Origin of the sequence: Thioalkalivibrio paradoxus ARh 1 (genome assembly GCF_000227685.2) — a bacterium.
In the GTDB taxonomy this organism is placed as follows: domain Bacteria; phylum Pseudomonadota; class Gammaproteobacteria; order Ectothiorhodospirales; family Ectothiorhodospiraceae; genus Thioalkalivibrio; species Thioalkalivibrio paradoxus.
The window spans coordinates 3707086-3732347 of the sequence record NZ_CP007029.1 but is presented as its reverse complement, the minus strand read 5'-3'; the positions used below and the strand labels follow the sequence as shown (position 1 = coordinate 3732347).

General features: G+C 68.4%; 20 protein-coding genes. 10 read left to right on the top strand and 10 right to left on the bottom strand.

The window, feature by feature from the left end:
- Positions 1-26: 26 nt before the first annotated feature.
- Positions 27-2210, bottom strand: a complete 2184-nt coding sequence (uvrD, locus tag THITH_RS16870; protein WP_006746615.1) for a DNA helicase II — start codon at positions 2208-2210, stop codon at positions 27-29.
- Between the two features lie 137 nt (positions 2211-2347).
- Between uvrD and THITH_RS16865 the strand changes: the two genes are divergently transcribed.
- The 8 genes from THITH_RS16865 to THITH_RS16830 all read left to right on the top strand — a co-directional run bounded on the left by THITH_RS16865 (position 2348) and on the right by THITH_RS16830 (position 14177).
- Positions 2348-5164, top strand: a complete 2817-nt coding sequence (locus THITH_RS16865) for a 2-oxoglutarate dehydrogenase E1 component (RefSeq protein ID WP_006746616.1) — start codon at positions 2348-2350, stop codon at positions 5162-5164.
- A 22-nt stretch (positions 5165-5186) separates the two neighbouring features.
- Entirely contained in the window at positions 5187-6503 is a 1317-nt protein-coding gene (gene odhB / locus THITH_RS16860; RefSeq protein ID WP_006746617.1) for a 2-oxoglutarate dehydrogenase complex dihydrolipoyllysine-residue succinyltransferase, read from the top strand.
- A gap of 117 nt (positions 6504-6620) precedes the next feature.
- The gene (locus tag THITH_RS16855; RefSeq protein ID WP_006746618.1) at positions 6621-7133 is read left to right on the top strand and encodes a DUF302 domain-containing protein; all 513 of its coding nucleotides are present in this window, start codon (positions 6621-6623) and stop codon (positions 7131-7133) included.
- 64 nt (positions 7134-7197) lie between these two features.
- On the top strand, positions 7198-7875 hold the full coding sequence (locus THITH_RS16850) for a CDP-alcohol phosphatidyltransferase family protein (RefSeq protein ID WP_006746619.1): 678 nt from the start codon (positions 7198-7200) through the stop codon (positions 7873-7875).
- 67 nt (positions 7876-7942) lie between these two features.
- Positions 7943-8527, top strand: coding sequence for a CDP-archaeol synthase (locus tag THITH_RS16845; protein ID WP_006746620.1), 585 nt, complete (start codon positions 7943-7945; stop codon positions 8525-8527).
- Positions 8524-11106 (top strand): PEP/pyruvate-binding domain-containing protein, encoded by a 2583-nt coding sequence (locus tag THITH_RS16840; protein ID WP_006746621.1) that lies wholly within the window; start codon positions 8524-8526, stop codon positions 11104-11106. The genes THITH_RS16845 and THITH_RS16840 overlap by 4 nt, the downstream gene beginning before the upstream one ends.
- Positions 11078-11698 (top strand): hypothetical protein, encoded by a 621-nt coding sequence (locus THITH_RS16835; RefSeq protein WP_006746622.1) that lies wholly within the window; start codon positions 11078-11080, stop codon positions 11696-11698. The genes THITH_RS16840 and THITH_RS16835 overlap by 29 nt, the downstream gene beginning before the upstream one ends.
- 52 nt (positions 11699-11750) lie before the next feature.
- Positions 11751-14177: a thioester reductase domain-containing protein gene (locus tag THITH_RS16830; RefSeq protein WP_006746623.1), complete on the top strand. Its 2427-nt coding sequence runs from the start codon at positions 11751-11753 to the stop codon at positions 14175-14177.
- Positions 14178-14184: 7 nt separating this feature from the next.
- Here THITH_RS16830 and ggt read toward each other — a convergent pair whose 3' ends face one another.
- The 6 genes from ggt to THITH_RS16800 form a co-directional block, all read right to left on the bottom strand.
- Complete coding sequence (gene ggt, locus THITH_RS16825; protein WP_006746624.1) at positions 14185-15915, bottom strand: gamma-glutamyltransferase; 1731 nt, start codon at positions 15913-15915, stop codon at positions 14185-14187.
- A 13-nt stretch (positions 15916-15928) separates the two neighbouring features.
- Positions 15929-16177, bottom strand: coding sequence for a YfhL family 4Fe-4S dicluster ferredoxin (locus THITH_RS16820; RefSeq protein ID WP_006746625.1), 249 nt, complete (start codon positions 16175-16177; stop codon positions 15929-15931).
- Between the two features lie 39 nt (positions 16178-16216).
- The gene (coaD, locus tag THITH_RS16815) at positions 16217-16702 is read right to left on the bottom strand and encodes a pantetheine-phosphate adenylyltransferase (RefSeq protein ID WP_006746626.1); all 486 of its coding nucleotides are present in this window, start codon (positions 16700-16702) and stop codon (positions 16217-16219) included.
- 126 nt (positions 16703-16828) lie between these two features.
- Positions 16829-17827 carry a PA2778 family cysteine peptidase gene (locus THITH_RS16810; protein WP_006746627.1) on the bottom strand — a complete coding sequence of 333 codons (999 nt, stop codon included), beginning with the start codon at positions 17825-17827 and terminating at the stop codon, positions 16829-16831.
- Positions 17828-17869: 42 nt separating this feature from the next.
- Positions 17870-18268, bottom strand: coding sequence for a PA2779 family protein (locus THITH_RS16805; RefSeq protein ID WP_006746628.1), 399 nt, complete (start codon positions 18266-18268; stop codon positions 17870-17872).
- 124 nt (positions 18269-18392) lie between these two features.
- Positions 18393-19658: a 6-phosphofructokinase gene (locus tag THITH_RS16800; RefSeq protein ID WP_006746629.1), complete on the bottom strand. Its 1266-nt coding sequence runs from the start codon at positions 19656-19658 to the stop codon at positions 18393-18395.
- A 336-nt stretch (positions 19659-19994) separates the two neighbouring features.
- Between THITH_RS16800 and THITH_RS16795 the strand changes: the two genes are divergently transcribed.
- Together THITH_RS16795 and THITH_RS16790 are read left to right on the top strand one after the other, a co-directional pair.
- On the top strand, positions 19995-21008 hold the full coding sequence (locus THITH_RS16795) for a class 1 fructose-bisphosphatase (protein WP_006746630.1): 1014 nt from the start codon (positions 19995-19997) through the stop codon (positions 21006-21008).
- 305 nt (positions 21009-21313) lie between these two features.
- Complete coding sequence (locus THITH_RS16790) at positions 21314-23263, top strand: DEAD/DEAH box helicase (protein ID WP_006746631.1); 1950 nt, start codon at positions 21314-21316, stop codon at positions 23261-23263.
- Positions 23264-23375: 112 nt separating this feature from the next.
- On the opposite strand, the gene THITH_RS16785 is transcribed toward THITH_RS16790, so the two are convergent.
- Genes THITH_RS16785 through THITH_RS16775 form a run of 3 tightly spaced genes read right to left on the bottom strand, consistent with a single transcriptional unit; the run spans position 23376 to position 25148 of the window.
- Positions 23376-24383 carry a 2-hydroxyacid dehydrogenase gene (locus THITH_RS16785; protein WP_006746632.1) on the bottom strand — a complete coding sequence of 336 codons (1008 nt, stop codon included), beginning with the start codon at positions 24381-24383 and terminating at the stop codon, positions 23376-23378.
- Positions 24384-24436: 53 nt separating this feature from the next.
- The gene (locus THITH_RS16780) at positions 24437-24952 is read right to left on the bottom strand and encodes a GNAT family N-acetyltransferase (protein WP_006746633.1); all 516 of its coding nucleotides are present in this window, start codon (positions 24950-24952) and stop codon (positions 24437-24439) included.
- Complete coding sequence (locus tag THITH_RS16775; protein WP_006746634.1) at positions 24936-25148, bottom strand: DUF2061 domain-containing protein; 213 nt, start codon at positions 25146-25148, stop codon at positions 24936-24938. The genes THITH_RS16780 and THITH_RS16775 overlap by 17 nt, the downstream gene beginning before the upstream one ends.
- Positions 25149-25262 lie beyond the last annotated feature (114 nt).

Genomic DNA, 25262 nt, shown 5'->3' with positions numbered 1-25262 from the left:
CGACGGCAACCGCGTTGCGGGTTCCGTCAGGCGACGGGTTCCAGCCGGGCGAAGCTCAGCACCAGCCACTTCGCACCGGCGTTGGCGAAGTTCACCTGGACCCGGGCCGAGGCGCCACCGCCCTCGTACTCGGTGATGACCCCCTCGCCGAACTTCGCGTGGCGGACCCGGCTGCCGATCGCGAGGCCCGCATCGGCGGCCGCGGCGCCGCGCGCATCCAGCCCCGGGCGCATCCCGGCGAAGCGCCCGGCCGGCTGCACGCGCGCCTGCGGCCGCAGCGGTTCGATCATTTCCGCGGGCAGTTCGCCGATGAAGCGCGACGGCATGTTGTACGACTCCCGGCCGTACAGGCGCCGGGTCTCGGCATGGGTCAGGTACAGTTCCCGCTGCGCCCGGGTCATGCCGACGTAGGCAAGCCGGCGTTCCTCCTCCAGCCGGCCCGGTTCCTCGAGCGAGCGGGCGTTCGGAAACAGCCCTTCCTCGAGGCCGGTCAGCAGAACCAGCGGAAACTCCAGCCCCTTGGCCGAATGCAGGGTCATCAGCTGCACCGCATCCTCGTGCGGGTCGGCAGCACCCTCGCCGGCCTCGAGTGCGGCATGCGCGAGGAAATCGGTCAGCGTGCCGGTTTCGGCTTCCACCGGCAGATCCTGGGCGAAGGCGCGCGCGGCGCCGACGAGTTCGTCGAGGTTCTCGACGCGAGCCTGGCCGCGCTCGCCCTTCTCGTTCGCGAAATGCTCGCGCAGGCCCGAGCGCGCGATCGCCGACTCGATCTGGTCCGGCAGCTCCTTTCCGGAAATCTCCTCGCGCAGCCGCAGCACGAGCTGCAGGAATCCGGCGACCGCATTGCGCGCGCGCCCCGGCATGGCTTCCGAGGCCACCGCCTGTTGCGCTGCCTGGATCAGGCTGAGCCCCTGCTGCTGGGCCCGCAGGCGCAGATCCTCCAGCGTCTTCTCGCCGATTCCGCGCGGGGGCTGGTTCACCGCTCGCAGGAACGCGGCATCGTCGTCGGCGTTCTCGACCAGGCGCAGGTAGGCCAGTGCATCCTTGATCTCGAGCCGCTCGAAGAAGCGAAGGCCGCCATAGACCCGGTAGGGGATGCGCCGGGCGAACAGCGTGTCCTCGATCACCCGCGACTGCGCGTTGGAACGGTACAGCACCGCGCATTCGCGGTGCAGGCCGCCGTGTTCGACGTGGCGCGCGATCGTCTCGGCGACGAAGCGCGCCTCGTCCTGTTCGTTGATCGCAGCGAACAAGCGTACCGGAGCGCCGTCCTGTCCGTCGGTCCACAATTCCTTTCCGAGCCGTCCGTTGTTGTTGCGGATCAGCGCGTTGGCCGCATTCAGGATGTTGGCGCTGGACCGGTAGTTCTGTTCCAGCCGCACCACCTGGGTCCCGGGAAAATCCTTCTGGAAATGCTGCAGGTTCTCGACGCGCGCGCCGCGCCAGCCGTAGATCGACTGGTCGTCGTCGCCCACCGCGAACAGCGGAGCGCCGCCACCCGCCAACAGCCGCAGCCAGCCGTACTGGATGTCGTTGGTGTCCTGGAACTCGTCGACCAGCAGATGCCGGAACCGGTGCCGGTAGTGTTCCAGCAGTTCCTCGTGGTCGCGCAGCAATTCCACTGCGCGCAGCAGCAGTTCCGCGAAATCGACCACCCCGGCCCGCGCACAGGCTTGCTCGTAGGCGGTGTAGACGCGGACCCACTGGCGCGACACCGGGTCCCCGGTATCGGGCAGATGGTCCGGGCGGCGCCCCTCGTCCTTGCGCGCATTGATGAACCACTGCGCCTGGCGTGGCGGCCAGCGTGCCTCGTCCAGCTCCAGCGCGCGCAACACGCGGCGCACCAGGCGCAGCTGGTCGTCGCTGTCGAGGATCTGGAACGACTGCGGCAGCCGGGCTTCCTGCCAGTGCTGGCGCAACAGCCGGTGTGCGAGGCCGTGGAACGTGCCCATCCACAGTCCGCTGACCGGCTGGCCGAGCAGGGTTTCGATACGCCCGCGCATCTCGTTCGCAGCCTTGTTGGTGAACGTCACCGCAAGCAAGCTCCAGGGCATCACGCCCTCGACCTCGATCAGCCAGGCGATCCGGTGAACCAATACGCGGGTCTTGCCGCTGCCCGCCCCCGCCAGGACCAGGGTCGGACCGGGAGGAGCGGCAACGGCCTCGCGCTGGGCCGGGTTCAGGGATTCGAGCAGACGGGAAACATCCATCGCCGAATCGTATCAAATGGGCACGCGGTAATGACCGAAGGCCCGCTCGATCACGGAATTTCGGGGCCATTCGCGCTAAGCTGACCGGCGACGGGATGCCCAACCCTCGACACGACTCCGGAGAGTCAGGAAAGCCCATGAACGAACCCCCCTCACGGCAACGGTCGCTCGGGATGCTGCGGCGCATGGACGTCCATCCCGACAGCCTGGCGTTCGCCGAGGCGTTGTTCGAACGCTACCGGAACGATCCCGACGCCGTGCCCGCGGCGTGGGCCGATTATTTCGGCGCGCTGGAGCGGGAGGCCCCTGCCGACGCGCCGGCCGCCGGCGACTGCATCGACGAGCGCGATTTGCAGCTCGAGCGCCTGCAGGTGCGCGTCTTGCAGTACATCAATGCCTACCGCTTCCTCGGCCATTTCGCCGCTCATCTCGATCCGCTCGGGCGGCATCTGCCGGAAACGCCGCCCGAACTGACGCGCGCCTACCACGAGCTGGACCGCGTGGACCCGGCCCAGACCTTCGATCCCGGCTCCCTGCACGGGCCCAGTCCGGCACGCCTCGACGAGATCGAGGACATCCTGCGGGACACCTACTGCGCCTGCATCGGCGCGGAGTTCATGCACCTGACGTCGACGGGGGAAAAGCGCTGGCTGCAGCAGCGGCTGGAATCGGCACGGGGGCATTTCGGGTTCGATCCGGATACCCAGAAGGCGATCCTGGAGCGGGTCACCGCGGCCGAGGGTCTGGAACGCTATCTGCACCATCGCTATGTCGGGCAGAAGCGGTTCTCGCTGGAGGGGGCGGAAAGCCTGATCCCGCTGCTGAACGCACTGGTGCAGCGCGGCGGCGCGCGCGGGGTGAAGGAGATCGTCCTGGGGATGGCCCATCGCGGGCGGCTGAACGTGCTGGTGAACGTATTCGGCAAGTCGCCGCGCGAGCTCGCCGACGAGTTCGAGGGGCGCCCGAGCCGCAACCGCGGAACCGGGGACGTGAAATACCATCTCGGCTACTCGAGCGACGTCCAGACGCCCGGGGGCGCGGTGCACCTGGCGCTGGCGTTCAACCCGTCGCATCTCGAGATCGTGACCCCGGTGGTCGAGGGTTCGGTTCGGGCTCGGCAGGTGCGGCTTCGTGACCGGCAGGGTCAGAAGGTGATGCCGGTGGTGATCCACGGCGATGCTGCGTTCGCGGGCCAAGGGGTGGTGATGGAGACGCTGAACATGGCGCAGACCCGGGGCTTCTCCACCAAGGGCACGGTGCATATCGTGGTGAACAACCAGATCGGGTTCACCACCAGCACGCTGAAGGACGTGCGCTCCACGCACTATGCCACCGATGTCGCGAAGATGGTCAGCGCACCGATCATGCACGTGAACGGCGACGACCCGGAGGCCGTCGTGTTCGTGACCCAGATCGCGCTGGATTACCGCATGCGTTTCGCGAAGGATGTGGTGATCGACCTGGTCTGCTACCGCCGCCAGGGCCACAACGAGGCCGACGAGCCGGCCGCGACCCAGCCGATGATGTACCGCATCATTCGGGAATTGCCGACCACTCGCGAGCGTTACGCCCGGCGTCTGATCGAGCAGGGCGTGATCGCAGAGGACGTGCCGCAACAGTTGCAGGAGCGATACCGCGATTCGCTGGAGTCGGGCCAGTCGGTGGTGCCGGGTCTGCTGCCGCCGGACGAGGCGGATGCGCACAAGCCGACCAATTGGGGACCGTTCGCGAACCAGTCCTGGGACCAGGACATCGAAACCGGTGTTCCGCGCGAGCAGCTGAGCAGTCTGCTCGACCGGCTGAACCGGCTGCCCGAGGGCTTCGTGGTGCATCCGCGCGTGCGCCGCATTCTGGAGGCGCGGAACGCGATGGCCGCAGGCGAACAGCCGCTGGACTGGGGTACCGCCGAGACGCTGGCCTACGCCACGCTGCTGATGGACGGCTATCGGGTGCGGATGTCGGGGCAGGATTCGAGTCGCGGCACCTTCTTCCACCGGCACGCCGTGCTGCACGACCAGGAAACCGGGCGCTCCATCGTCCCGTTGCGCCAGCTCGATCCCGACGAGCCGCGCTTTCTGGTCATCGATTCGCTGCTCTCCGAGGAGGCGGTGCTCGCGTTCGAGTACGGGTACGCGACCGCTGCGCCGAACGCGCTGGTACTGTGGGAGGCGCAGTTCGGCGATTTCGCGAACGGGGCGCAGGTGGTCATCGACCAGTTCATCAGTTCCGGAGAGCAGAAATGGGGGCGGCTTTGCGGGCTGGTGCTGCTGCTGCCGCACGGCTACGAGGGTCAGGGGCCGGAACATTCCTCGGCGCGTCCCGAGCGCTTTCTGCAACTCTGCGCGCAGGAAAACATGCAGGTCTGCGTACCGACCACGCCGGCGCAGGTCTTCCATCTGTTGCGGCGGCAACTCGTGCGTCCCTACCGCAAGCCGCTGGTGGTGATGACCCCGAAGAGCCTGCTGCGCCACAAGCTTGCGGTGAGCGATCTGAACGAACTCGCGTCCGGGCAGTTCCAACCAGTGATCGACGACATCGATCGCCCGGAGCCGGCTGCCGTCCGCCGGGTGATCCTGACCGCCGGACGGATCTACTACGACTTGCTCGGCGAGAAGCGCGATGCGGGCCACGACGACGTCGCGGTGCTGCGGGTCGAGCAGTGCTACCCGTTCCCGGACGCGTTTCTGACGCGCCTGCTCGGGCGCTACGATCAGGCCAGCGAATTCGTGTGGGTCCAGGACGAACCCGAGAATCAGGGGTATCTCGGGTTCATGGAGCCGCGCCTGAACACACTGCTGGCAGTGCGGGGCCAGCGCCTGCACGCGGTGGCTCGACCCGCGGCCGCTGCCCCCGCGGTCGGGTATCCGGAGGTGCACAAATCCCAGCAGCAGGAACTGCTGCGCCGCAGCTTCGGGCCCATCACCGCCCGGGATACCCCGCGCCCGACCGAGTAACCGCCCACACCAGGGAATCGCGATGTCCTCAGAACGTACCGTCCTCCGGGTCCCCGAACTGCCGGAATCCGTGGCCGATGCCACCGTGGTCGCGCTGCACAAGCAGCCGGGCGAGCGTGTCCGGCGCGACGAACTGCTGGTCGAACTCGAGACCGACAAGGTCGTGCTCGAAGTTCCGGCCCCGGCCGACGGCGTGCTCGACGAGTTCAGCGTCGAACAAGGCGCGGTGGTCGAGGCCGACACGGTGCTTGGCTATATCAGGCCGGCGGCCGCCGACGGCGGCAGCGCCGAAGACCGCGAACCACCCGCGCAGCCTGCCGATGCCGATGACGCCGGGCCGGAGATGCCGGCGCCTGAGCGTCAGCCCGAGCGGTCCGCCGCCCCCGAGACGGCGCCGCCGCCCCCGAGCCCGGCGGTCCGCCGCCTGCTGGCCGAGCACGACCTCGCTGCCGACGAGATCGAAGGCACGGGCCAGAACGGACGCGTGCTGAAGGGTGATGTTGAGCGCTTCATTGCCCGGCGCGCGCAATCCGAGCCGGACCCGGAGCCGGTCGCAGAGGCGCCGCCGCAGCCCCGCGCGGAGCCGGAACCGCCCGAGCAGCCGCAAGAGCCACAACCCGCCGCTCGGTCCCCGGAGGGCCGCAGCGAGGAACGCGTGCCGATGTCGCGGCTGCGCAGGCGCATTGCCGAGCGCCTGCTCGAGGCCAGGCAGACCACCGCAATGCTGACCACCTTCAACGAGGTCGATCTGTCGGCCGTGATGGACCTGCGCGCGCGGCACAAGGAGGCGTTCGAAAAGCGGCACGGCGTGCGCCTGGGGTTCATGAGCTTCTTCGTGCGCGCCTGCACCGGCGCTCTGCAGCGGTTTCCGGTGGTCAATGCCGCGCTGGACGGCGACGAGATCGTCTACCACCACTACGCCGATATCGGCATCGCGGTATCGTCGCCGCGCGGCCTGGTGGTGCCGGTACTGCGCGACGCCGGGGAGCTTTCGCTGGCAGCCATCGAAACGCAGATCCGCCGCTTTGCGGAAAAGGCGCGGGACGGCAAGCTGGATGTCGACGACCTGCGCGGCGGCACCTTCACCATCACCAACGGGGGCGTGTTCGGCTCGCTGCTGTCGACGCCGATCCTGAATCCGCCGCAGAGCGCGATCCTGGGCATGCACGCGGTGCAGGACCGCCCCGTGGCGCGCGACGGCGAGGTTGTGATCCGGCCGATGATGTACGTCGCGCTGTCCTACGATCACCGGCTGATCGACGGCGCCGATGCGGTGCGCTTTCTGGTCAGCGTGAAGGACTCGCTGGAAGACCCCGGCCGGATGCTGCTGGATCTGTAGGCGGAAATCTGCTGCAGGTTCGGCCTGCGCCACGCGCCGCGGAATAACTCGTACACTTGAACACGTCTGATAGACTGTCGATCCGCTCGGCGAATACCACCACCTGGAGGAACCTAGATGAAGAAAATGTTCGTGTCGCTCATGCTGGCCATGGGCCTGATGGTTGCCGCGCAGTCGTCCGCGATGGAAATGGACAAGGACATGATGCGGCAGATGGTCGACTACAGCATCCAGAAATGGAAGCTGGACGATGGCGTCACGGTGCATGACGCGGTCGACTCGATGCAGCTGCGTGCCAACCTGCTCAACTTCATGATGGTCGCCGATCTGCCGCTGTCCGAGCAGGTCGAGGCCCTGGGTGAAGAGGATGTGCCCTATATGCGTATTCTGGCTTTCTGCGACGCGCTGATCGCGAACCAGATGGTCAAGTTCGACATCATCTTCTCCGGCTTCCTGCCCTGTCGCATTGCGGTGGTCGAGGACGAAGAGGGCCAGGGCTGGATCACCACGATGAACATGGACATGATGCTGCACGCGGTGGACCTGAGCCCCGAGCTCGAACCGATGGCGCAGCATGTCCGTGACGTGATCTACGAGATCGTCGAGGCCGGCGTCTCCGGCGACTTCTGATCGTTCGCAAGCACGGTGCCATCCAAAGGGCGGTCCTGGTGGCCGCCCTTTTCGGGCGCCGCAGGTGGGGAGACCGGCGGGTCACAGGCAGGGAGACATACCGCTGGCAAGCAAGCGTTCACGTACCTGGATTCTGGGAGTCTATGACCCGGCATGCCTGATTACGCTGGCCGGTGTGCTGGCCGCTGCGGCTGCGATCGCGCTCGCGGCCGCGGGGCGGATCGAACTGGCGCTGGTCGGGTTGATGTTTGCGGGGCTGGCCGACCTGTTCGACGGTGTGGTGGCCCGCCGCCTGCGCCGAAACGACTACGCGCGCGAGTTCGGGGTGCAGCTGGACACCGTCGGCGACGTGGTGTCCTTCATCGTGACCCCGGTCGTGATCGCGCTGCACGCGGTCCCGCCTTCGCTCCCGGGAATTGCTGCAATCGGCGTGTTCATGGTCGCGGGCGTGGTGCGCCTGGCGCATTTCAATACGCTCAGCGTGCGTGCAGAGCACCCGTCGGGCCAGCATCGCGGGTTGCCGGTCACCTACACCGCGCTGCTGTTTCCGCTGCTGTTCCTGCTGCAGGCCGCGCTGCCGGCGGCGCAGTTCGCGCAGCTGCTCGCGTTCGCCTTTGGCTTGCTGGCGCTGCTGTTCGTCGTCGATATCCCGGTACCCAGGCCCGGCCGCGTGTTCTATGTGCTGTTGCCGTTGCTGGCCGCGGGCCTGATCGCGTACTGGGTCTGGCGTTCGTTCGTCTGAGCATCGGCGGTGCTCCGATGACCCATGCGGGATCGACCTTGGACGGGTTCGGCCGCCTGGGACGAGCATGAACGCCGAGCCCCTCTCCCAGGCACTGTTCCTGTTGATCACGATGAGTGTGGCGGGCGGTCTGCATGTGCTGTGGCTGCGCACGCCCCTGGCCCGGCGGCTGGCCTGGCCCGTCGATGGCGGCCGGACCTTCCGGGGCCGGCGTCTGTTCGGCGACAACAAGCGCGTGTGCGGTTTCCTGGTGCTGCCGCCATCTGCCGCGGCCGCGTTCCTGGTGCTCGGTTCGCTGCGCGAGCGCCTACCCGAGCCGGTGGTGACGGGCTGGTGGCCACTCGGTCCGCTGGAGTACGCCGGGCTCGGACTCGCCTGCGGTCTTGCGTTCATGGCTGCCGAACTGCCGAACTCGTTCGTTAAACGCCAGCTCGGCGTACCCCCGGGCCGCGCGCCGGCCCGGCGTTGGCTGCGCCCCGTCGCGTTCGCGATCGATCGGCTGGATTCGGTCGTCGGCGTGCTGCTGATTCTCGCGTTGCTGGTGCCGGTCCATGCGGCGACATGGTTCTGGGTGTTGCTGTTCGGTCCCGGGCTCCATGGCGGCTTCAGTTTGCTGATGCACCGGCTTGGCCTGAAGGCGCGCGCGGCGTGAGCCTGCGAGTGGCGACCGCGCTCCCGGACGCGAGCGACGCCGCGATTTACGGCGCGAAGGCCGCAAACCTGGCGCACTTGCTTGCGGCGGGTGTGCCGACGCTGCCCGGACTGGTGCTGGGCGTCGACGTGTTGCGCCGACAGCTCGAACGTCTGGGGCTGGCTGCGGCGGCGGACGCGGTGTTCGCTCGTCTCGGCCGTGCCGATGCCGAGGCGACACGATCCGAGGCCCGCCGCATCCGCGAGATGCTGATGAACGCCGCGCTGGAGCCGGAGCTGACGGCCGCGCTACAGGCAGCGCTGGACCCGGGTGCCACGTATGCGGTGCGCAGCTCGGCCCTCGGCGAGGACGGCCGGGAGGCATCCTTCGCCGGCCAGTTCGACACCGTGCTCCACTGCCGGACAGGGGACGAGGTCGCGGATGCAGTGCGCCACGTCTGGGGTTCGCTGTTCGGCGAGCGGGTGCTGCAATATGCGCGGCACCGGGGCCGTGCGCCGCAGGGCATGGCGGTCCTGATTCAGCTGCAAGCGCACGCGACGGTCTCCGGAGTGCTGTTCACGCGCGATCCCCGGCAACCGGAAACGGACCGCGTGCTCGTCGAATACTGCGCCGGATTGGGCGAGGGCCTGGTCTCGGGGCAGCTGACTCCTGCGCGCCTGACTGTCCACCGCCGCGATGGTCGGGCGGTCCGGGAACGCCCGCACGACCGCGATCTGCCCTGGGATCCCGGAGCCCCGGCTCATCGCCGGACCTTGCTGGCGCTCGCCGACCAAATCGAGACGCTGTTCGAAGGGCCCCAGGACATCGAGTGGAGCGTGGACAAGGCCGGCGACCTTTATCTGCTCCAGGCACGCCCAATCACCGCGCGGGTGCCGGAGCGGCCGTCCGTGGCCTGGACCAACGCGAACATCGCGGAGAACTTTCCGGATCCGGTCTGCCCGCTGCTGAGGAGTTTCGTTGCCCACGGGTATGCCGCGTACTTCCGGGGGCTCGGGCGGGCGTTCGGGATTTCGCCGCGGCGCCTGGAGGCGATGAACGAACCGCTGGAGCAGCTCGTCGGCTGTCATGGCGGACGGCTCTACTACCATCTGACGAACATTCACACCGTGCTGCATCTGGCGCCGGGTGGGCCGTGGCTCGCGCGCTTCTTCAACCAGTTCACCGGTGCCCGCGGCTTTCCCGCGCCCGCGCGGGTCCCGCAGAGTCGTACCGAGGCGTTGCTGGAACGCCTGAACGTCGCGCTCCGCGTCTGCTGGCGCTACCTGTGGGTCGGGCGAGATCTGCGCCGGTTCGAGCGCCTGGTGGACGCCCATGCCGCCAGGAGCACGCCGGAAGACCTGAGGGGAAAGACCGCGCCGGAACTGGCCGCGCTGCTGCGCGAGTTCCGGTCGATCCGCCTCGATTGCTGGACCCCGTCAGCGCTGTCGGACACTGCCGCGATGGTTTCTTATGGCGCGTTGCGTTCGCTGCTGCTGCGTGCAAGCGGGATCGACCCCGGCGACTTGCTGAAAGGCCTGCCCGGACTCGCCAGCGCAACCCCGGTCGAGCGGCTCTGGGATCTTTCCCGGGCGGTGCGCCAGGATCCCGAGCTGCTGCGACAGGTGCTGGAGGCGCCACCGGAGGCGTTGCTGGAGCGGGTCGAAGCCGGCGAGTTCGCCGCGTTTCGCGCGTCCCTGCGGCATTATCTCGACACCTGGGGCTTCCGCTACTCGGGCGAACTGACGCTGACGCGGCCGACCCCGCGCGAGGATCCGTTGCCCGTGCTGCGGCTGCTGCGCAGCTACGCTGCGCTCGAGGGTGAGGGACCGGCCGACGTCAGCCGGCGCCAGGCGCTGGCACGGAAACAGGCGACGCGGAGCGCGCGCGGGCGTCTACGCGGACTGCGCCGGCTGGCGTTTCGTCCGGTTCTGGCCGCTGCCCAGGCATCGATCCGCCTCAGGGAACGCGCGCGGATGAAGCAGGCGCTGCTGTACACGCGGCTACGGCTGGTGGCACTGGCCTTGGGCGAGCAATTGGCCGCAGGTGGGTCGCTGGACCGGCGGGACGACGTGCTGCTGCTCGAGCTGGAGGAGGCCATCGCGATCGCGGAGAGCCGCATGGCCGCTGACGCCGACCTGAAAGACCGCATCGAGGCCCGGCGGAACGAACTGGAAGCCTGTCAGGGCTGGAGCCCGCCCGACAGCTTCGTGCTCCCTGCCGGCGAAGAATGGCGCGCCCGTGCCGGCTATGCCACCGCCGAGACCGGCACGGGCGATGCGCCGCTGACCGGCACTGGGGCCTGTGGCGGGCGCGTCTGCGGGACCGCCGCGGTGGTGCTCGATGTCTCCGGGATCGACCGGATCCTCCCCGACCAGATCCTGGTGACCCGGCAGACGGACCCGGGTTGGGCCGCGGTGTTTTTCATGATTCGTGGCCTGGTTATCGAACGCGGCGGGCTGCTCTCGCACGGCGCGATCATCGCGCGGGAATACGGAATCCCGGCCGTGATCGGCGTACCGGACGCGACGCGGCGGATCGCGGACGGTCAGCGCCTCTGCGTGGACGGCGACCATGGCCGCGTGGAACCACTTCGCGACTGACGCGGCCGGGTATCTGCGCGAGCGGATCCTGACGCCGCGGATCGGCTTGTTGTGGCTGCTCGTTTTCGCCGCCACCGCAGCCACGGTCGCAGAGCCGCGCCCCTGGGCTTGGCTCGCAGTCGCCGCCGCGTGGTTCCTGCTTGTCTTCCGTCTGGGGGACGACCTGGCCGATCTGGACTTCGACCGCCGGTACCACCCGCAGCGCCGGCTGGTGCGCTCGCGGGAAACGAGTGCGTTTCGGCTGATGCTGGTATTCCTGGTCGCGGGTCTCGTCGTCCTGACTGCCTGGGTCGCCGGCACCGTGCAGGCGCTCGGCCTGCTGCTGCTGGTCGCCGCGTTGGCCGGGGTCTACCGCTGGACCCAAGACCGCCCGGAGCTGCGCCCGCTTCGCATCGCCCTGGTGCTGGGCAAATACCCCGCGTGGATTCTGCTGCTCGCCGATCGTCCCTGGCAGGGCTTGACTCTGGCCGCCGCGCTGGCAGTCTTCGTGCCGCCGGCGCTGCACGAACTGCGTGCCGTCGGTCGCGCGATGCTGGTTCCGGTGGCCGCGGTGGCGGCTGCGGTGATCGCCGTCTGGGTGCTGGCAGCATGAGAACGAACCCTCGGAGGCAGTGGATGACGCAATGCCTGGCGGAGGCGGCCTGATGGCCGAGACCAAGCCCCGTTGGTCTCGCGACCCGGTGCAGCGGATGCTCGCCGATGCGGTCCTGCCGCCGGACCTGGAACCGGCGCCCGGTCGAGCCAGGGCTGATGCACGCGTGGCGCTGCTCACCGGGGCGACCGGGTTCCTCGGACGCCATGTGGCCCGGGCGCTGCTGCGCGACACCGACCTGCGGCTGATCTGCCTGGCACGCGGCGTGACTGAGGCCGATGCCGCAGTTCGGGTCGAATCTGCGTTGCGTAGCGCCGGCGTTGCGCAGCAGGATCTGGAACAGCGGGTCGAGGTGCTGCAGGGGGATCTCGCTGCCCCGGAGCTCGGTCTCGGAGCGGCGGCGTTCGCCGCCCTTTCGACCCGGATCGATCTGATCCATCACTGCGCGGCACGTGTCGACTGGGTCCGCGGCTACGGACAGTTGCACGCCGTGAACGTCGGCGGCGCGGCGACGCTGGTGCGCCTGGCGTGCACCGGGCACAGAAAGCGGCTCGTGTTCGTGTCCAGCATCGCGGTCTGTTACGCACGCGGTGGCCCGGACCGCGTCGATGAGACCACGGACATGCTGCCGTACCTGGAAGGCATGCCGCTGGGGTATGCCCGAAGCAAGTGCGTGGCCGAGGCGCTGCTCCGGCAGGCGGCGGCCCGCGGTGTGCCGGTGACCGTGCTGCGCCCGGCATTGATCTCGGGCGATGCGCAAACCGGTGCTGCCAACGCGTCCGATCTGATCGCGGCCCTGCTCCAGGGGTGCAGCGCCACGGGCTTGGCGATCGACACCGACTGGCTGCTGGATTTCGTCCCTGTGGACTTCGTGGCCCGGGTGGCCGCCCGTGTTCCCCAGGGCTCGCAGCACTGGCAGGTGCTGCATCTGGTGCATCGGCGGCCACGGCAGTGGCGCGAGCTGATTCTGTGGATGAACCTCCACGGCTATCCGGTCCGTCTCGTGGATGCCGACACGTGGATCGGGCAGCTGTTCGACCAGCGGCGTTGCCGGGGAACGCTGCTCTACGGCCAGCGCCAATTCTTCCGTGGCCGCCCCGGTTCGACCGCTGTGCGACCCTACGAGTCCTACCTCGCACCCGGTCAGCGCCGGATCGATGCCGCACGGACGCGGATCCTGTTGCAGCGGCTCGGCCTGCATGAGCCCCCGCTGGGAACGGACCTGCTGCACCGGTATTTCGCGGAGTACCGGCGCCTCGGTGTCCTTCCGGCCCAGCCGGGGGGTTCGCCGACGAAAATCCCCGTCGAACGCGTGCTCGATGGTCCTTGGCGCAGCACCGGAAGCGATGTGCCCGATTTCGATCCCGAACGGCTGCGGCAGGCGCGGATCGAGCGCATCGACTCCGAGGATGCGATTTTGAGCGAGATCGCATCTGCCCGGGTGGGAGATGCAGTCGGCCTGTGGCGGCTGGATCTCACCGCTCGGGCGGGTGGCACCGCAGCGCGACCACGGCAACTGGTCCTGAAGGTGAAATCCGGCGAACGCGAGCTCGAGGCGCTGACCGTCACGCTCGCGCGCCTATGCCGGCCTGCGCTCGGCCGGCTCTTCGAGCGTTTCCAGAGGGATCTGGGACTGGCCGGCTCGACCGAAACGGAGCTGGCGCTGTACGCACTCGATGCACCGCGGCTGCGGCGTCATCTGCCTCGCTGTTACGGCCTGCAGCGGCGGGTGAGCGATGGTCGCTGGGCGTTGCTGCTCGAATACCTTCCCGGCACGCGGGATCGGGCGCTACGCCAGCGCCTTCGGGATCCGGCGGTCGTCGCCCCGAAGCTGCTCGAGACGCTTTCGGCGATCCATGCGGTCGGGTTTGGCCGCGGCTCGTCGACTGCAGATCCGCGCTGGGCAGGCGCCGCGCGCAACCCGGAGCGCATGCTGGAGATGCTGCCGCTCTGGCGGGAGCTTGCCGACTTCGCCTCGCCCTGGTTCGCACACTGGTGCGGCCCGAGCCTGCCGCGCCTGCACCGGGAAATTCTTCGCGGCCTGGAAACCTGGTGGCAGCGGCTGCAGGGCCTGCCGACCGCGCTCGTCCACAACGACTTCAACCCGCGCAACGCGGTGCTGCACGACCGCGACGGATCGACGCGACTTTGCGTTTACGATTGGGAACTGGCAAGGCGGGGCGTGCCGCAACACGACCTGGCCGAGTGGCTGTGCTTCTCGTCGCCCCGGGCCCTTGCGCCCGCGCATCTGGATGCGTTACTTGCAGGGCACCGGGAGGCGCTGGCTCAAGCCACCGGAGTGCAGATCGATGCGCGGGAATGGCACGAGGGGTTTGTGCTGGCCCTCAGGCACCTGCTGATCGAGCGCCTGGCGATGTACACGCTGGTCCACCGTTTCCGTCCGCTGGACTATCTGCCGGATGTCCTCCGGAACTGGCGGCACCTGTACGGCTGGGCAACCGGCCGAGGCCCTTTCTGAATCCGGATCAGCGTTGCACGAAGACGCTGGCGGTGCCATCGCCACGGGGATCCGAAGCTGCCTCGAGCCGATCCTCGCTGCGGTCCCAGACGACCACCTGCAGGTCGCCGAAGGGCCGCAGCTGCGGGGCCAGGCGATGTCCGCGCCGAACGAGGGACGCGCGCACCGACGAGGTGAAGGCGCCGGTTTCGAATTCGACCCGATCGGGCAGGTATTGGTGGTGGAATCGCGGGCGTGCCGCGAGTGCCTCGGCGTCAGCGCCCTCCAGCGTCGCGAGGATGCCCTGGAGCACGATCGTGATGATCCGGCTCCCGCCCGGGCTGCCCAATACGGCGATCCGGTCCGGGGTCTCGACGAACGTCGGGCTCATGCTGGACAGCGGCCGACGGTGCGGCCCGACCGCGTTGGCGTCGAACCCGATCAGCCCGTAGACGTTGGGGCTGCCCTGGTGGGTGGCGAAATCGTCCATCTCGTTGTTCAGCAATACACCGGTATCGGGCGGGACGAGGCCGGAGCCGAACGGGTAGTTCAGCGTGATCGTTCCGGACACGCGGTTGCCGTCGGCATCCATCACCGAGAAGTGGCTGGTCTGGCGGCTCTCGCGGGCCGTTCGGGTCGTCGCCGCGTGTTCCGCCTCGCCGAACAGCGGCAGGCTCGCGCTTGGCGTCGCACGGTCCGGGTCGATGCTGGCATACCAATCGGCGGCGTAGTCCGCGGAGAGCAGCCGGGTCACCGGGATGGGAACGTGATCGGGATCGCCGAGGTACAGCGCGCGATCGCGGTAGGCGCGGCGCATCGCCTCGACCAGCAGATGGGTTCGGAGCCCGGAATCGTCGACCGCGCCGGCCGCGGCCAGGATGTTCAGGATCTGGCCGATCACGATCCCACCCGACGACGGAGGGGCAGCCGTCACGATCCGCGCGTCCTGGTACTCCAGCACTACCGGCCGCCGTTCGACGACGCGGTACCGTGCCAGATCGTCGAGCGACCAGATTCCGCCCTCGGCCCGGACCCCCTCGACCAGCCGCTGGGCGATCTCCCCTTCGTAGAAGCCGGAGTGTCCGTGTTCGGCCAGCCGCCGCAAGGTGCGCGCAAGATCGGGCTGCAGGATCCGTGCTCTCTCGGCAGGCAGCTCGCCGTCATCGAGGAAGATACCGGCCGCATCGGCGCCTGCGCGCAGCGCCCGCTTGCGGAACTCGGCCATTTGCAGGTAGGTCAGGTCCGCTGGCACCCCCTCTTCCGCCAGCTCGATCGCGGGGGCGAGGCTCGTGCCGAGAGACAGCCGCCCGTAGTGCTCGGCGAGGTGCACCAGCGCGGCGGGGGTTCCGGGAATCGCGGCAGCAAGGGCGCCGTCGAGCGACAGGCCGGGGACCGGCTCTCCGGCATCGTCGAGAAACAGATCCCGGTGGGCCGCTTCCGGCGCGGTTTCGCGCGCATCGAGCATGACCGAGTGTTCGGACTCGGCGTGGTACAGCAGGAAGAACCCTCCCCCTCCGAGGCCCGATCCCTGCGGTTGCGCGACTCCCAGCGCCGCGGTGACCGCAATCGCGGCATCGAAGGCATTGCCGCCGGCCGCCAACACCGCTTCGGCCGCATCGGTGGCGAGCGGATGGGCGGTGGCCACCGCATGGTGCCCCGGTCCGGCGCGGGCGGGCGTCCACACCAGCAGCAGCGCCACGATCCACGTGCAGGCGTACGCGCCGAACGAGCGCGCGCTCAGGGCCGTGTTGCGGTACATGCTCGTTCAGCGGTCAGGTGGCGCTCAGGCGCTCGTATTTCGCCATCAGCTCGTCACGGGATTCCCGGCGCTCCGGATCCAGCGGGATGCAGTCCACGGGGCAGACCTGCTGGCACTGGGGCTCGTCGTAGTGGCCCACGCATTCGGTGCACAGGTCGGGGTCGATCACGTAGATCTCGTCTCCGGCCGAGATGGCGCCGTTCGGACATTCGGGTTCACAGACATCGCAATTGATGCACTCGTCGGTAATCATCAGGGCCATGGGCGCTTCTCCGCTTCGATTGTCCGTCGCCGGGCCGGCTCAGGCGGCGGAATAACGCTCGGCGAGGGCCCGGTCGACCGCCGGGCTGACAAAGTTTGAGACGTCTCCCCCCAGGCGGGCGATTTCCCGCACCAGACTGGAGGACACGAAGCTGTACTCCTCGGAGGGCGTCAGGAACATCGTCTCGACCGCCGGGTTCAGCTGCCGGTTCATCGCCGCGAGCTGGAATTCGTGCTCGAAGTCCGAAACCGCCCGCAGTCCGCGCAGTATCACGTCGGCCTTCTGCTCCCGCGCGAAGCGGGCGAGCAGCATGTCGAACCCCTGCACTTCGACGTTTCCGAGACCCGTCAGCGCGCTCCGCGCGAGATCGACCCGAGTCTCCAGGGGCAGTTCGGGATGCTTCGCCGGGCTCTCCGCCACCGCCACGACAATGCGCCCGAACAGGCGCGATGCCCGCCGCACAATGTCGGTATGGCCGTGCGTGATCGGATCGAAAGTTCCGGGATAGATCGCGGTCAGATTCATGGGAAAGGCGTCGTCGGCACGGATCAAGCTTAGGCCATTTCCATCCAACCGAATACCGTCTTGCTGGTGTTTTCGTCCGGGCGCTGCGTTGCCATCACGGTTTCGGAGTGACCCTGCGTCCTGGGTTCAGCGACGGACCTCACCCGCCGCGGCTCCCGCGTCGGCGGGGCACGGTGGCAGCGGCCGGCATTCGGTCGCGGATGCAGTGGCATCCGCGGCCATGTGCACGGTGCGCTGGTAGATCCCGGGCTGCGGTGCCAGCCGGCTGGCGCAGGCGGCCGCCTCGCGGGCGAGCGGGCCGCACTCGCGTGCAACGAGCACATGCGCCAGGTTGTTCCAGGCCTCATGACGTTCGGGCTGCGTTTGCAGCAACGCGTGCAGCGCGTCCTCGGCTTCCGGGAAGTCGCCGGCGGCAAACCGCGTGTTCGCAAGGCCGATATAGCCGATCGGCTGCCAGGGCCAGTGGCGGACCGCGGTTTCGTAGCCGGTGCGGGCGGCCTCCAGCAGGCCGGTTTGCTCGAGTTCGTTCACCGCGCGCAGCCATTGCAGCGGCTCGGCGCTAGCAGGTGGCCGATCCGGGGGCACGGCGACGAACGCCCAGTGGCCGCCTCGGGCCCAGGTCCGTTCGAAACGCGGCAGCGAATTCAGATGACGTTCGATGGTGCCGCTACGCAGCACGATCTGCCCGGCGTCGAGGTCGTATCCGACGACCACCGCATAATGCCACCGCGGTGCGAAACCGAGGCCGAGATTCTGGAACACCACCACGGGTTGCCCCGCCGCCACTTCGGCGAGCAGGTCGTCGAGTTCGGGCCGCAGTCGGTAGGCGACCAGGCCGCGGGCCCTCGCAGCCGCGCGCATTTCGGCCTGCAGGCTGCCCTGGCGCTCGGGCACGTAGACCTCGGAGATCAGATCGTCCGGCAGAACGTCGATGTCCTGTACCGCCAGTACCGTCGCCAGTGCGGCTGGCCCGCACTGATACTCCCGCTGGGGAAAGAACGGGGTGGTGGTCAGCTCCGCGCGCGCCGGCAGGTCGGCGCGCGCCTCCTGCTGGATGCGCGCGCTCTGCGGTGCGCTGGCACATCCCGCGACGAGTGCCGCGAACAGCAGCCAGACCGGCACCACCCGCGCGGTCCGGCAGATACGGGGCCTGCGCCGGCTCACGGATCAGCGGGCCGGGCGCACGAAGGTGAAGATATCGGTGATGCCGAGCGCGTCGGTGATCACGAAGACCAGGAGCACGATCAGTACCGTCTCGAGCGCTCCCGCCCCAGCTGGGAGCGCGTCGAGCCGCGCGTGGAGCTCGGCGACCTCGGCGTCCGTCAGCCGCGCGATTCGGGCCTCGGCGTCGGCGCGGTCCACGCCCAGGCGCTCGAGTGCCGCCCCGACTTCCTGGGCGTCGAGTCTCTGCAATAGCGCTGCCCGGGCCGGCTCCGCACTGGCGGTCGCGATGAGTGCATCGGTGCCCAGCATTCCGGACAGCGCCGGGGTAGCGGGAAGCAAGGTCAGCAGCAGGGTGCAGCCCAGGACCAGCAGCCGCGAGTACCGATTTACTGCGTTCGTCATCGGATGTCCTCCACCGGGGTTGCCGGGGCACGCCCGGATCGTCGCGCGTTCCCCGGCTGTTCTTATACACCACCCGCGCCGCTGGGGGCCGGACCTGCGTCACCGTATCCTGCGGGTGCGGATCTCAGTCGGTTCCGATCGTGAATTCCGGACAGCGTTTCGGGCGCAGCACGCCGCGGATCCGGGGGTAGCAGGGCAGGCCGTTCTCGAACGGCGGGCAGTCCTCGCCCTCGATCAGCGGGCGCAGGTAATCGCGACAGGCCTGGGTGATGCCGTAGCCGTCCGGCGAAATGAACTCGCGCGGCATGCTCCGCTCGATGTTTGCGACCCGCTCCAGCGGTACGCGGTCGATGCTCCAGCGATACGGCACGCTGGTCTGGCGGCGGATCACCGGCATGAAGCTGTGGTGCCCGGCAACGACGCCCTCCACTGCCGCCTTGCCGACTGCGTAGGCCTGATCCACGTCGACCTTGGAGGCCAGGTGGCGTGCCGCACGCTGGATGTAGTCGACCACCGCCCAGTGCAGCTTGTGGCCCGTCTCCCTCTTGATCAGGTCGGCGAGGCGAGGGGCGGCGCCGCCCAGCTGCGTGTAGGCGTAGACGTCGTGACTCTGCGCGACGGCGAACAGCGTGCCGTCCGATTCTTTCAGGCCTTCCGAAACCACGACCACGCAGTAGCCGTGGCGCTCGATCGTCAGATGCAGGTGATGCAGAAATTTCTGCTGGTCGAACGGGATTTCGGCGAACAGGATCAGCATCGGTGGCTGACCGTCGTATTCCTGGGCCAGTGCCGCCGCCGCGGCCAACCAGCCCGCATGGCGTCCCATGACCTCGAGCAGGAACACGCGGGTGGAACTGGTGTGCATCGATTCCACGTCGAGGCTGGCCTCGCGCACGACCGTGGCGATGAACTTCGCGGCGGAGCCGAAACCGGGACTGGTGTCGGTTGCATCGAGGTCGTTGTCGATCGTTTTCGGAACGCCGACCGCGGTGATCGGGTAGCCCATCAGATCGCCGATCCGCGCGACCTTCAGTGCGGTATCCATCGAGCCGCCGCCGCCGTTGTAAAAGAAATAGCCGATGTCGTGGGCACGAAAGACCTCGACCAGGCGCTGGTACTGACGCGGATCGCGTTCGGGGTCGCCGAGATCGAAGCGGCACGAGCCGAACGCGCCTCCGGGTGTATGGCGCAATGCGGCCAGCGTCAGCGGGTCTTCCTGGTCGAGGTCGATGATCTCTTCGCGGAGCACGCCGAGGATCCCGTCGCGCGCGGCGAAGCACGTGCCGAAATGGGCCGGATGCGCGCGCACCGCGTCGATTACACCGCAAGCGCTCGCGTTGATCACGGCCGTGACCCCTCCGGACTGGGCGTACAGCGCATTCTTGGGCATCGATCGCTCCCCTGGTGGCGCGGCGCAGCCCGCGCGATACCCGTGCAGCCACGGTACCAGCGGGATTGCTCCACAGCTTTTGCTAACATGTGGCGAACTTGCGGCCGGGCCTGCCCGGTGCCGCCCGGGAACGGGCGCCCGCCGGCGGCGGGTGCTGCAGGATACCGGTCGGCACGGACCTTGGATGCCGATTTTGTGTCCCATTGGCCCGCTATGCAAACCGGGCCGCTGCGACGGGTTCCCGATCGCGGGGCCCGTTTCCGGCGCTGTGCGGCGATCGCGCCGCGCATGGAGTCCCATGGCCGCAGACTCGTTCGACCAACCAGGAACCAGAACATGCACATCGGCACGACACTGACCAACTACATCATCGAGACCCAGCGCCAGATCCAGGGGGCAACCGGCGAATTCACCGGCCTGCTCAATGACATCGCGGTCGCATGCAAGAAGATTTCCGACCTCGTGAACAAGGGTGACCTGATCGGCGTGCTCGGTTCGGCGGGCTCCGAAAACGTGCAGGGTGAGACCCAGAAGAAGCTCGATGTGATCACCAACGAGGTGTTCATCGAAGCGCTGGCCCACAACGGCCACGTCGCCGGACTGGCGTCGGAAGAGATGGACGAGATCTACCAGCTGCCCGCAGACGCGCCGCGCGGCCACTACCTGGTGCTGTTCGACCCGCTGGACGGGTCGTCGAACATCGACGTGAACGTGTCGGTCGGCACGATCTTCTCGATCATCAAGGCGCCCCCGGGCGTCACGCAGCCGACCACCGAGGACTTCCTGAAGCCGGGTGCCGAGCAGTGCGCCGCCGGCTACTGCCTGTACGGGCCGTCGACGATGATGGTCTTCGCCACGCGCGATCGCGGCGCGCAGATGTTCACGCTGGACAAGGACTTCGGCGAGTTCCTGCTGACGCACGAGAACGTGCAGATCCCCGAGGACACCAGCGAGTTCGCGATCAACGCCTCCAACAGCCGGTTCTGGGAGCCGCCGGTCAAGCGCTACGTCGACGAGTGTCTGGCCGGCAAGGAAGGCCCGCGCGGCAAGGACTTCAACATGCGCTGGGTCGCATCGATGGTCGCCGAGGTGCACCGGATCCTGACCCGCGGCGGCGTGTTCATGTATCCGCTCGACGAAAAGCTGAAGGCCAAGGATCAAGGTGGCAAGCTGCGGCTGATGTACGAGGCCAACCCGATGAGCCTGATCATCGAGCAGGCCGGCGGTGCCAGCAGCACCGGCCGCGAGCGCATCCTGACGATGCAGCCCGAGGGAATCCACCAGCGCGTGCCGGTGGTGCTCGGTTCGAAGAACGAGGTCGAACGGCTCATCTCGTATCACCTGGATTGACTCGGCAATGCCGGGGGTGCGTCCCCCGGCGACGGGGAGGGCCGGGCGGAAGAGCGCGCAGGCACCGCGCCGCGACCGTTGGCCCTCGCGTTGACAGCTGGGGCGGCGTGGGAGGCCGTGTTTCCCGCGCCAGCACGACCGGCGGCGTCCCTCGACTCCCTTGGTGGCCGGGGCAGCCCGGGGCCACGGCAGTGAATCCCAGCCGCAGATCCCGGACCCGGCGCCGGTCGTTCGTGTATACTGCGCGGTTTGGCGCAGCGCGCCCCATTGCCGGTCTGCCTCCGGCCTCTCCTTGAGTACCCCGAATGCCGCATTCCCCGTCCTTCTCCGAGCTCGGCCTGTCCGAGCCGCTCGCGCTCGCGGTCGAGCGCCTGGGCTTCCAGCAACCCACGCCCGTCCAGGCGGCGTGTATCCCGGCCTTGCTGAGCGGCCGCGACGTGCTGGGTGAAGCCCAGACCGGCACCGGCAAGACCGGTGCGTTCGGCCTGCCGCTGATCGAGCGCGTCGACGCCAGCGAGCGCCGCGTCCAGGCGCTGGTGCTGACCCCCACGCGCGAGCTCGCAAACCAGGTGGCGGTCGCACTCGGCGGCTTTGCCGAAGGGATCGGCGGGATCGAAATCCTGCCCGTCTACGGCGGCCAGCCCATGGGCGCGCAGCTGCGCCGGCTGCGCGAAGGCCCGCAGATCGTGGTCGGTACCCCCGGGCGCGTGGTCGACCACATCAAGCGCGGCACGCTGGCGCTGGAAGGTCTGCGCCTGGTGGTGCTCGACGAGGCCGACGAGATGCTCCGGATGGGCTTCATCGACGACATCGAATGGATCCTGGAGCAGACCCCGGCCGAACGGCAGACGGCGCTGTTTTCGGCGACGATGCCGGCGCCGATCCGGCGCATCGCGCATCGCCATCTGCGCGAGCCCGAGGAGATCCGCATCGGCGCCGGCAACGAGGCCGGGGCCGACATCGACCAGGGGTATTGCCTGGTCGACGGGCGCCACAAGCTCGAGGCGCTCGGGCGGCTGCTGGAAGTCGAGCCGGACCGCGATGCGGCGATCGTGTTCGCGCGCACCAAGGCGGCAACGCTCGAGATCGCCGAGGGGCTCGCCACCCGCGGGCACGCGGTGTCCGCGCTGAACGGCGACATGCAGCAGAACGAGCGCGAACGCGTCGTCTCCGATCTGCGCGACGGCCGCATCGACGTGATCGTCGCCACCGACGTGGCGGCCCGCGGCATCGATGTGCCGCGCATCAGCCATGTGTTCAACTACGACGCACCCGGCGACGCCGAGGCCTATGTGCACCGGATCGGCCGCACCGGCCGCGCCGGACGCAAGGGTCGCGCGATTCTGTTCCTGGAACCGCGGCGGCGCCGTATCCTGCGCGAGATCGAGACGCTGACCCGCAAACCGGTCCGGCCGCTGCCGGTGCCAGACCTCGAAGCCGTCGCCACCAGCCGGCAGGCGCGCTTCGCTGATCGGATCGAGTCACTGCTCGCATCCGGGCATTCGCAACGCCACGGCGAGCTGGTCGATGTGCTGCTGGCGCGCTGCAACGCGTCGGAGCGCGACCTCGCCGGCGCGCTGTTGGCGCTGGCTACCGAACTGACCCCGCTGCTGACCCCCGAACACCAGGAGCAGGATCCGCTCGCGGCGGCGGCTCGGGCGAGCGCGTCTTCGCGCCGTGGCGGCGACGGGCCGCGTGTCCGCGGCAGCGCTGGCGATCGCGGGGCCGACCCCGGGAATCGTCCGCGCACCGACCGTCGCGTCCCGGACGAGGACCGGGTGCGCTACTACATGCCCATCGGTCGGCGCGACGGCATCGGCGCCCGCGAGATCGTCGGTGCGTTGACGAACGAAGGCGGGCTGTCCGGGGGCGACATCGGCCGTATCGGCCTGATGGATCATTACAGCCATGTCGATCTTCCCGCGGCCCTGAACGATTCCGCGGTCCGCCGTCTGGGCCGGATCCATGTCGCGCAGCGCCGGCTGGAGCTTACCCTGGAAACGCCGGAACTCGCGGGCGAGCGCGCCAGCCTGTCTGGCGCCCCGTCAAAGCACGTCCGGGACGAACGGCGTCTGGCTGGCGTACCGAAGCGCCCCCGCGCGAAGGGCGGCGAGTCGGCCGCGAAGCGCAAGCCACGGGCCTGGGCGGGCTCCGGCAGAACTCCGGGCCGCGGCCCGGCCCCGGGCAAGCCCTATCCCCCGCGCGGATCCCGCAATGTCCCCGGCACGCTCGCGATCCGGCGCAAGCCCGCCTGACCCGCAACCCGGCGACCCGCCTCCGTCTTGCGGGGGCGGGCGGGGGAGAAGCGTCGGAGTCGTTGGCCGTCTGTCGGACGTGGGCTGACAGCAGCCTGCCGGACTTGGGCGGCTAGATCAGCCGGTTCAGGCAGGGCTCGTCGTTCGCCAGGCAGCTCAGGTTTTCGACCGTGGTCCTGGCGATTTCCTCCATCGCCTGCCGGGTCAGGAAACCCTGGTGCCCCGTGATCAGCACGTTGGGGAATGTCAGAAGGCGTTGGAACACGTCGTCCTGAATCACTTCTTCCGAGAGATCCTTGAAGAACAGGTTCTCCTCCTGCTCGTACACGTCCAGGCCCAGGCTGCCGATCCGGCCGCTCTTCAGGCCATCGATCACCGCATGAGTATCGACGATCGCGCCGCGGCTGGTGTTGATGAGCATCACGCCGGGCTTCATCAGGCTGATGGCCTTTTCGTCGACCATCGCATGGGTTTCCGGCGTCAGCGGGCAGTGCAGGCTGATGATGTCGGACCGGTTCAGAAAGCCTTCCCAAGGCAGGTATTCGATCCCCATCTCCTCGACCTCCGGATCTGGATACGGATCGAATGCCACGATTTCGCAGCCGAATCCCTGCATGATGCGGGCGAAACTGCGTCCGATTCGCCCGGTGCCGACGATGCCCACGGTGCAGCCATTCACGTCGAAGCCCATCAGCCCGTCGAGCAGGAAGTTGCCTTCCCGAACCCGGTTGAACGCGCGGTGCGTTTTCCGGTTCAGTGTCATGATCAGTGCCGCCGCGTGCTCGGCGACCGCGTTCGGTGAGTAGGCCGGAACGCGTGCGACCCGCACCCCGATCTCCTCGGCGGCCTTCAGGTCCACGTTGTTGAACCCGGCGCAGCGCAGCGCCACCAGGTCGATCCCCGCATCCTTCAGCGCGGTAAGCACCTCGCGGTCGAGCCGGTCGTTCACGAATGCGCAGATCGCGTTCGCACCCTGGGCCAGTACCACGGTATCCGGCTCGAGCCGGGGTTCGAGGAAATGGAACTGCACGTTGCTGTCGGTCGCGGCCTGGGTCAGGAACAGACGGTCGTATTTCTGGGTGCTGAACACCGCGACACGACACTCCCTGGAATCACTCATTCGGCATGCCTCGCAACGTTTGGGGAGACCCCTACATTACCAGACGCCGCCCTTCAGGCGAGTGTCTTCCAGTACCTTGCCGCATAGTCCCGGACCGGATCCTGGACCGGGAGCCGCTGAAACCCCTGCCGTGCGAAGAAGCCCTCGGCCTCGGCCTGGGCGCGCACCAGGATTCCCTCGTACCTTTCCTCGCGCGCGCGCCGTATGCCGTCGTCCAGCAGTCGGGTCGCATGCCCTTGCCGATGATGGACCGGACTGACGTACAGCCCGTGCAGCAGCATCGCCGCGCGGGCCGAGCGGGGCGGGCTGAAGCCCGGGTCTGCCGGTTCCCAGGCCGCGACGCCCACCACGGCCTCGCCGAGCAGCAGTATCCGGAGCGACAGGTGGTCCAGGTCGTCGGCCGCGTACCGGTAGGAAGGCATTGCCAGACGCTTCACGCGTTCGGGCAAGTTCCAGGTGCCGACGGCCGCCTCGATCACCGTGTTCACCCGCGGCAGATCGGAGGGGATCGCATCGCGGATACGATCCACTGGCCACTCGGACAGTGCGGCGTCAGCCCTGCAGGACATGGGTGCCTCCCGAAATCTCGCGGGGACGCCGGCGGATCCGGTCCCAGACCTTTTCGTGATAATGGTAGGCGATGGTATTCACCAGCGGTTCGATCAGCGCCACCGCGCCGCCGATGGCGACGCTGCCGGTGAGTGCATAGACGACGCCGAACGCGACCGCGACATGAACGAATCCGAACGATGCGGTCTTGATCATTTCACTCCCTCCGAATGTATTCTCGATTACAGTTGTACCCGCGGAGCGATCGTAGGGAAAGGCAATAATATCTATTCTTTCTATAGAAACTGACTACGCATGCGGCGGTGCCCG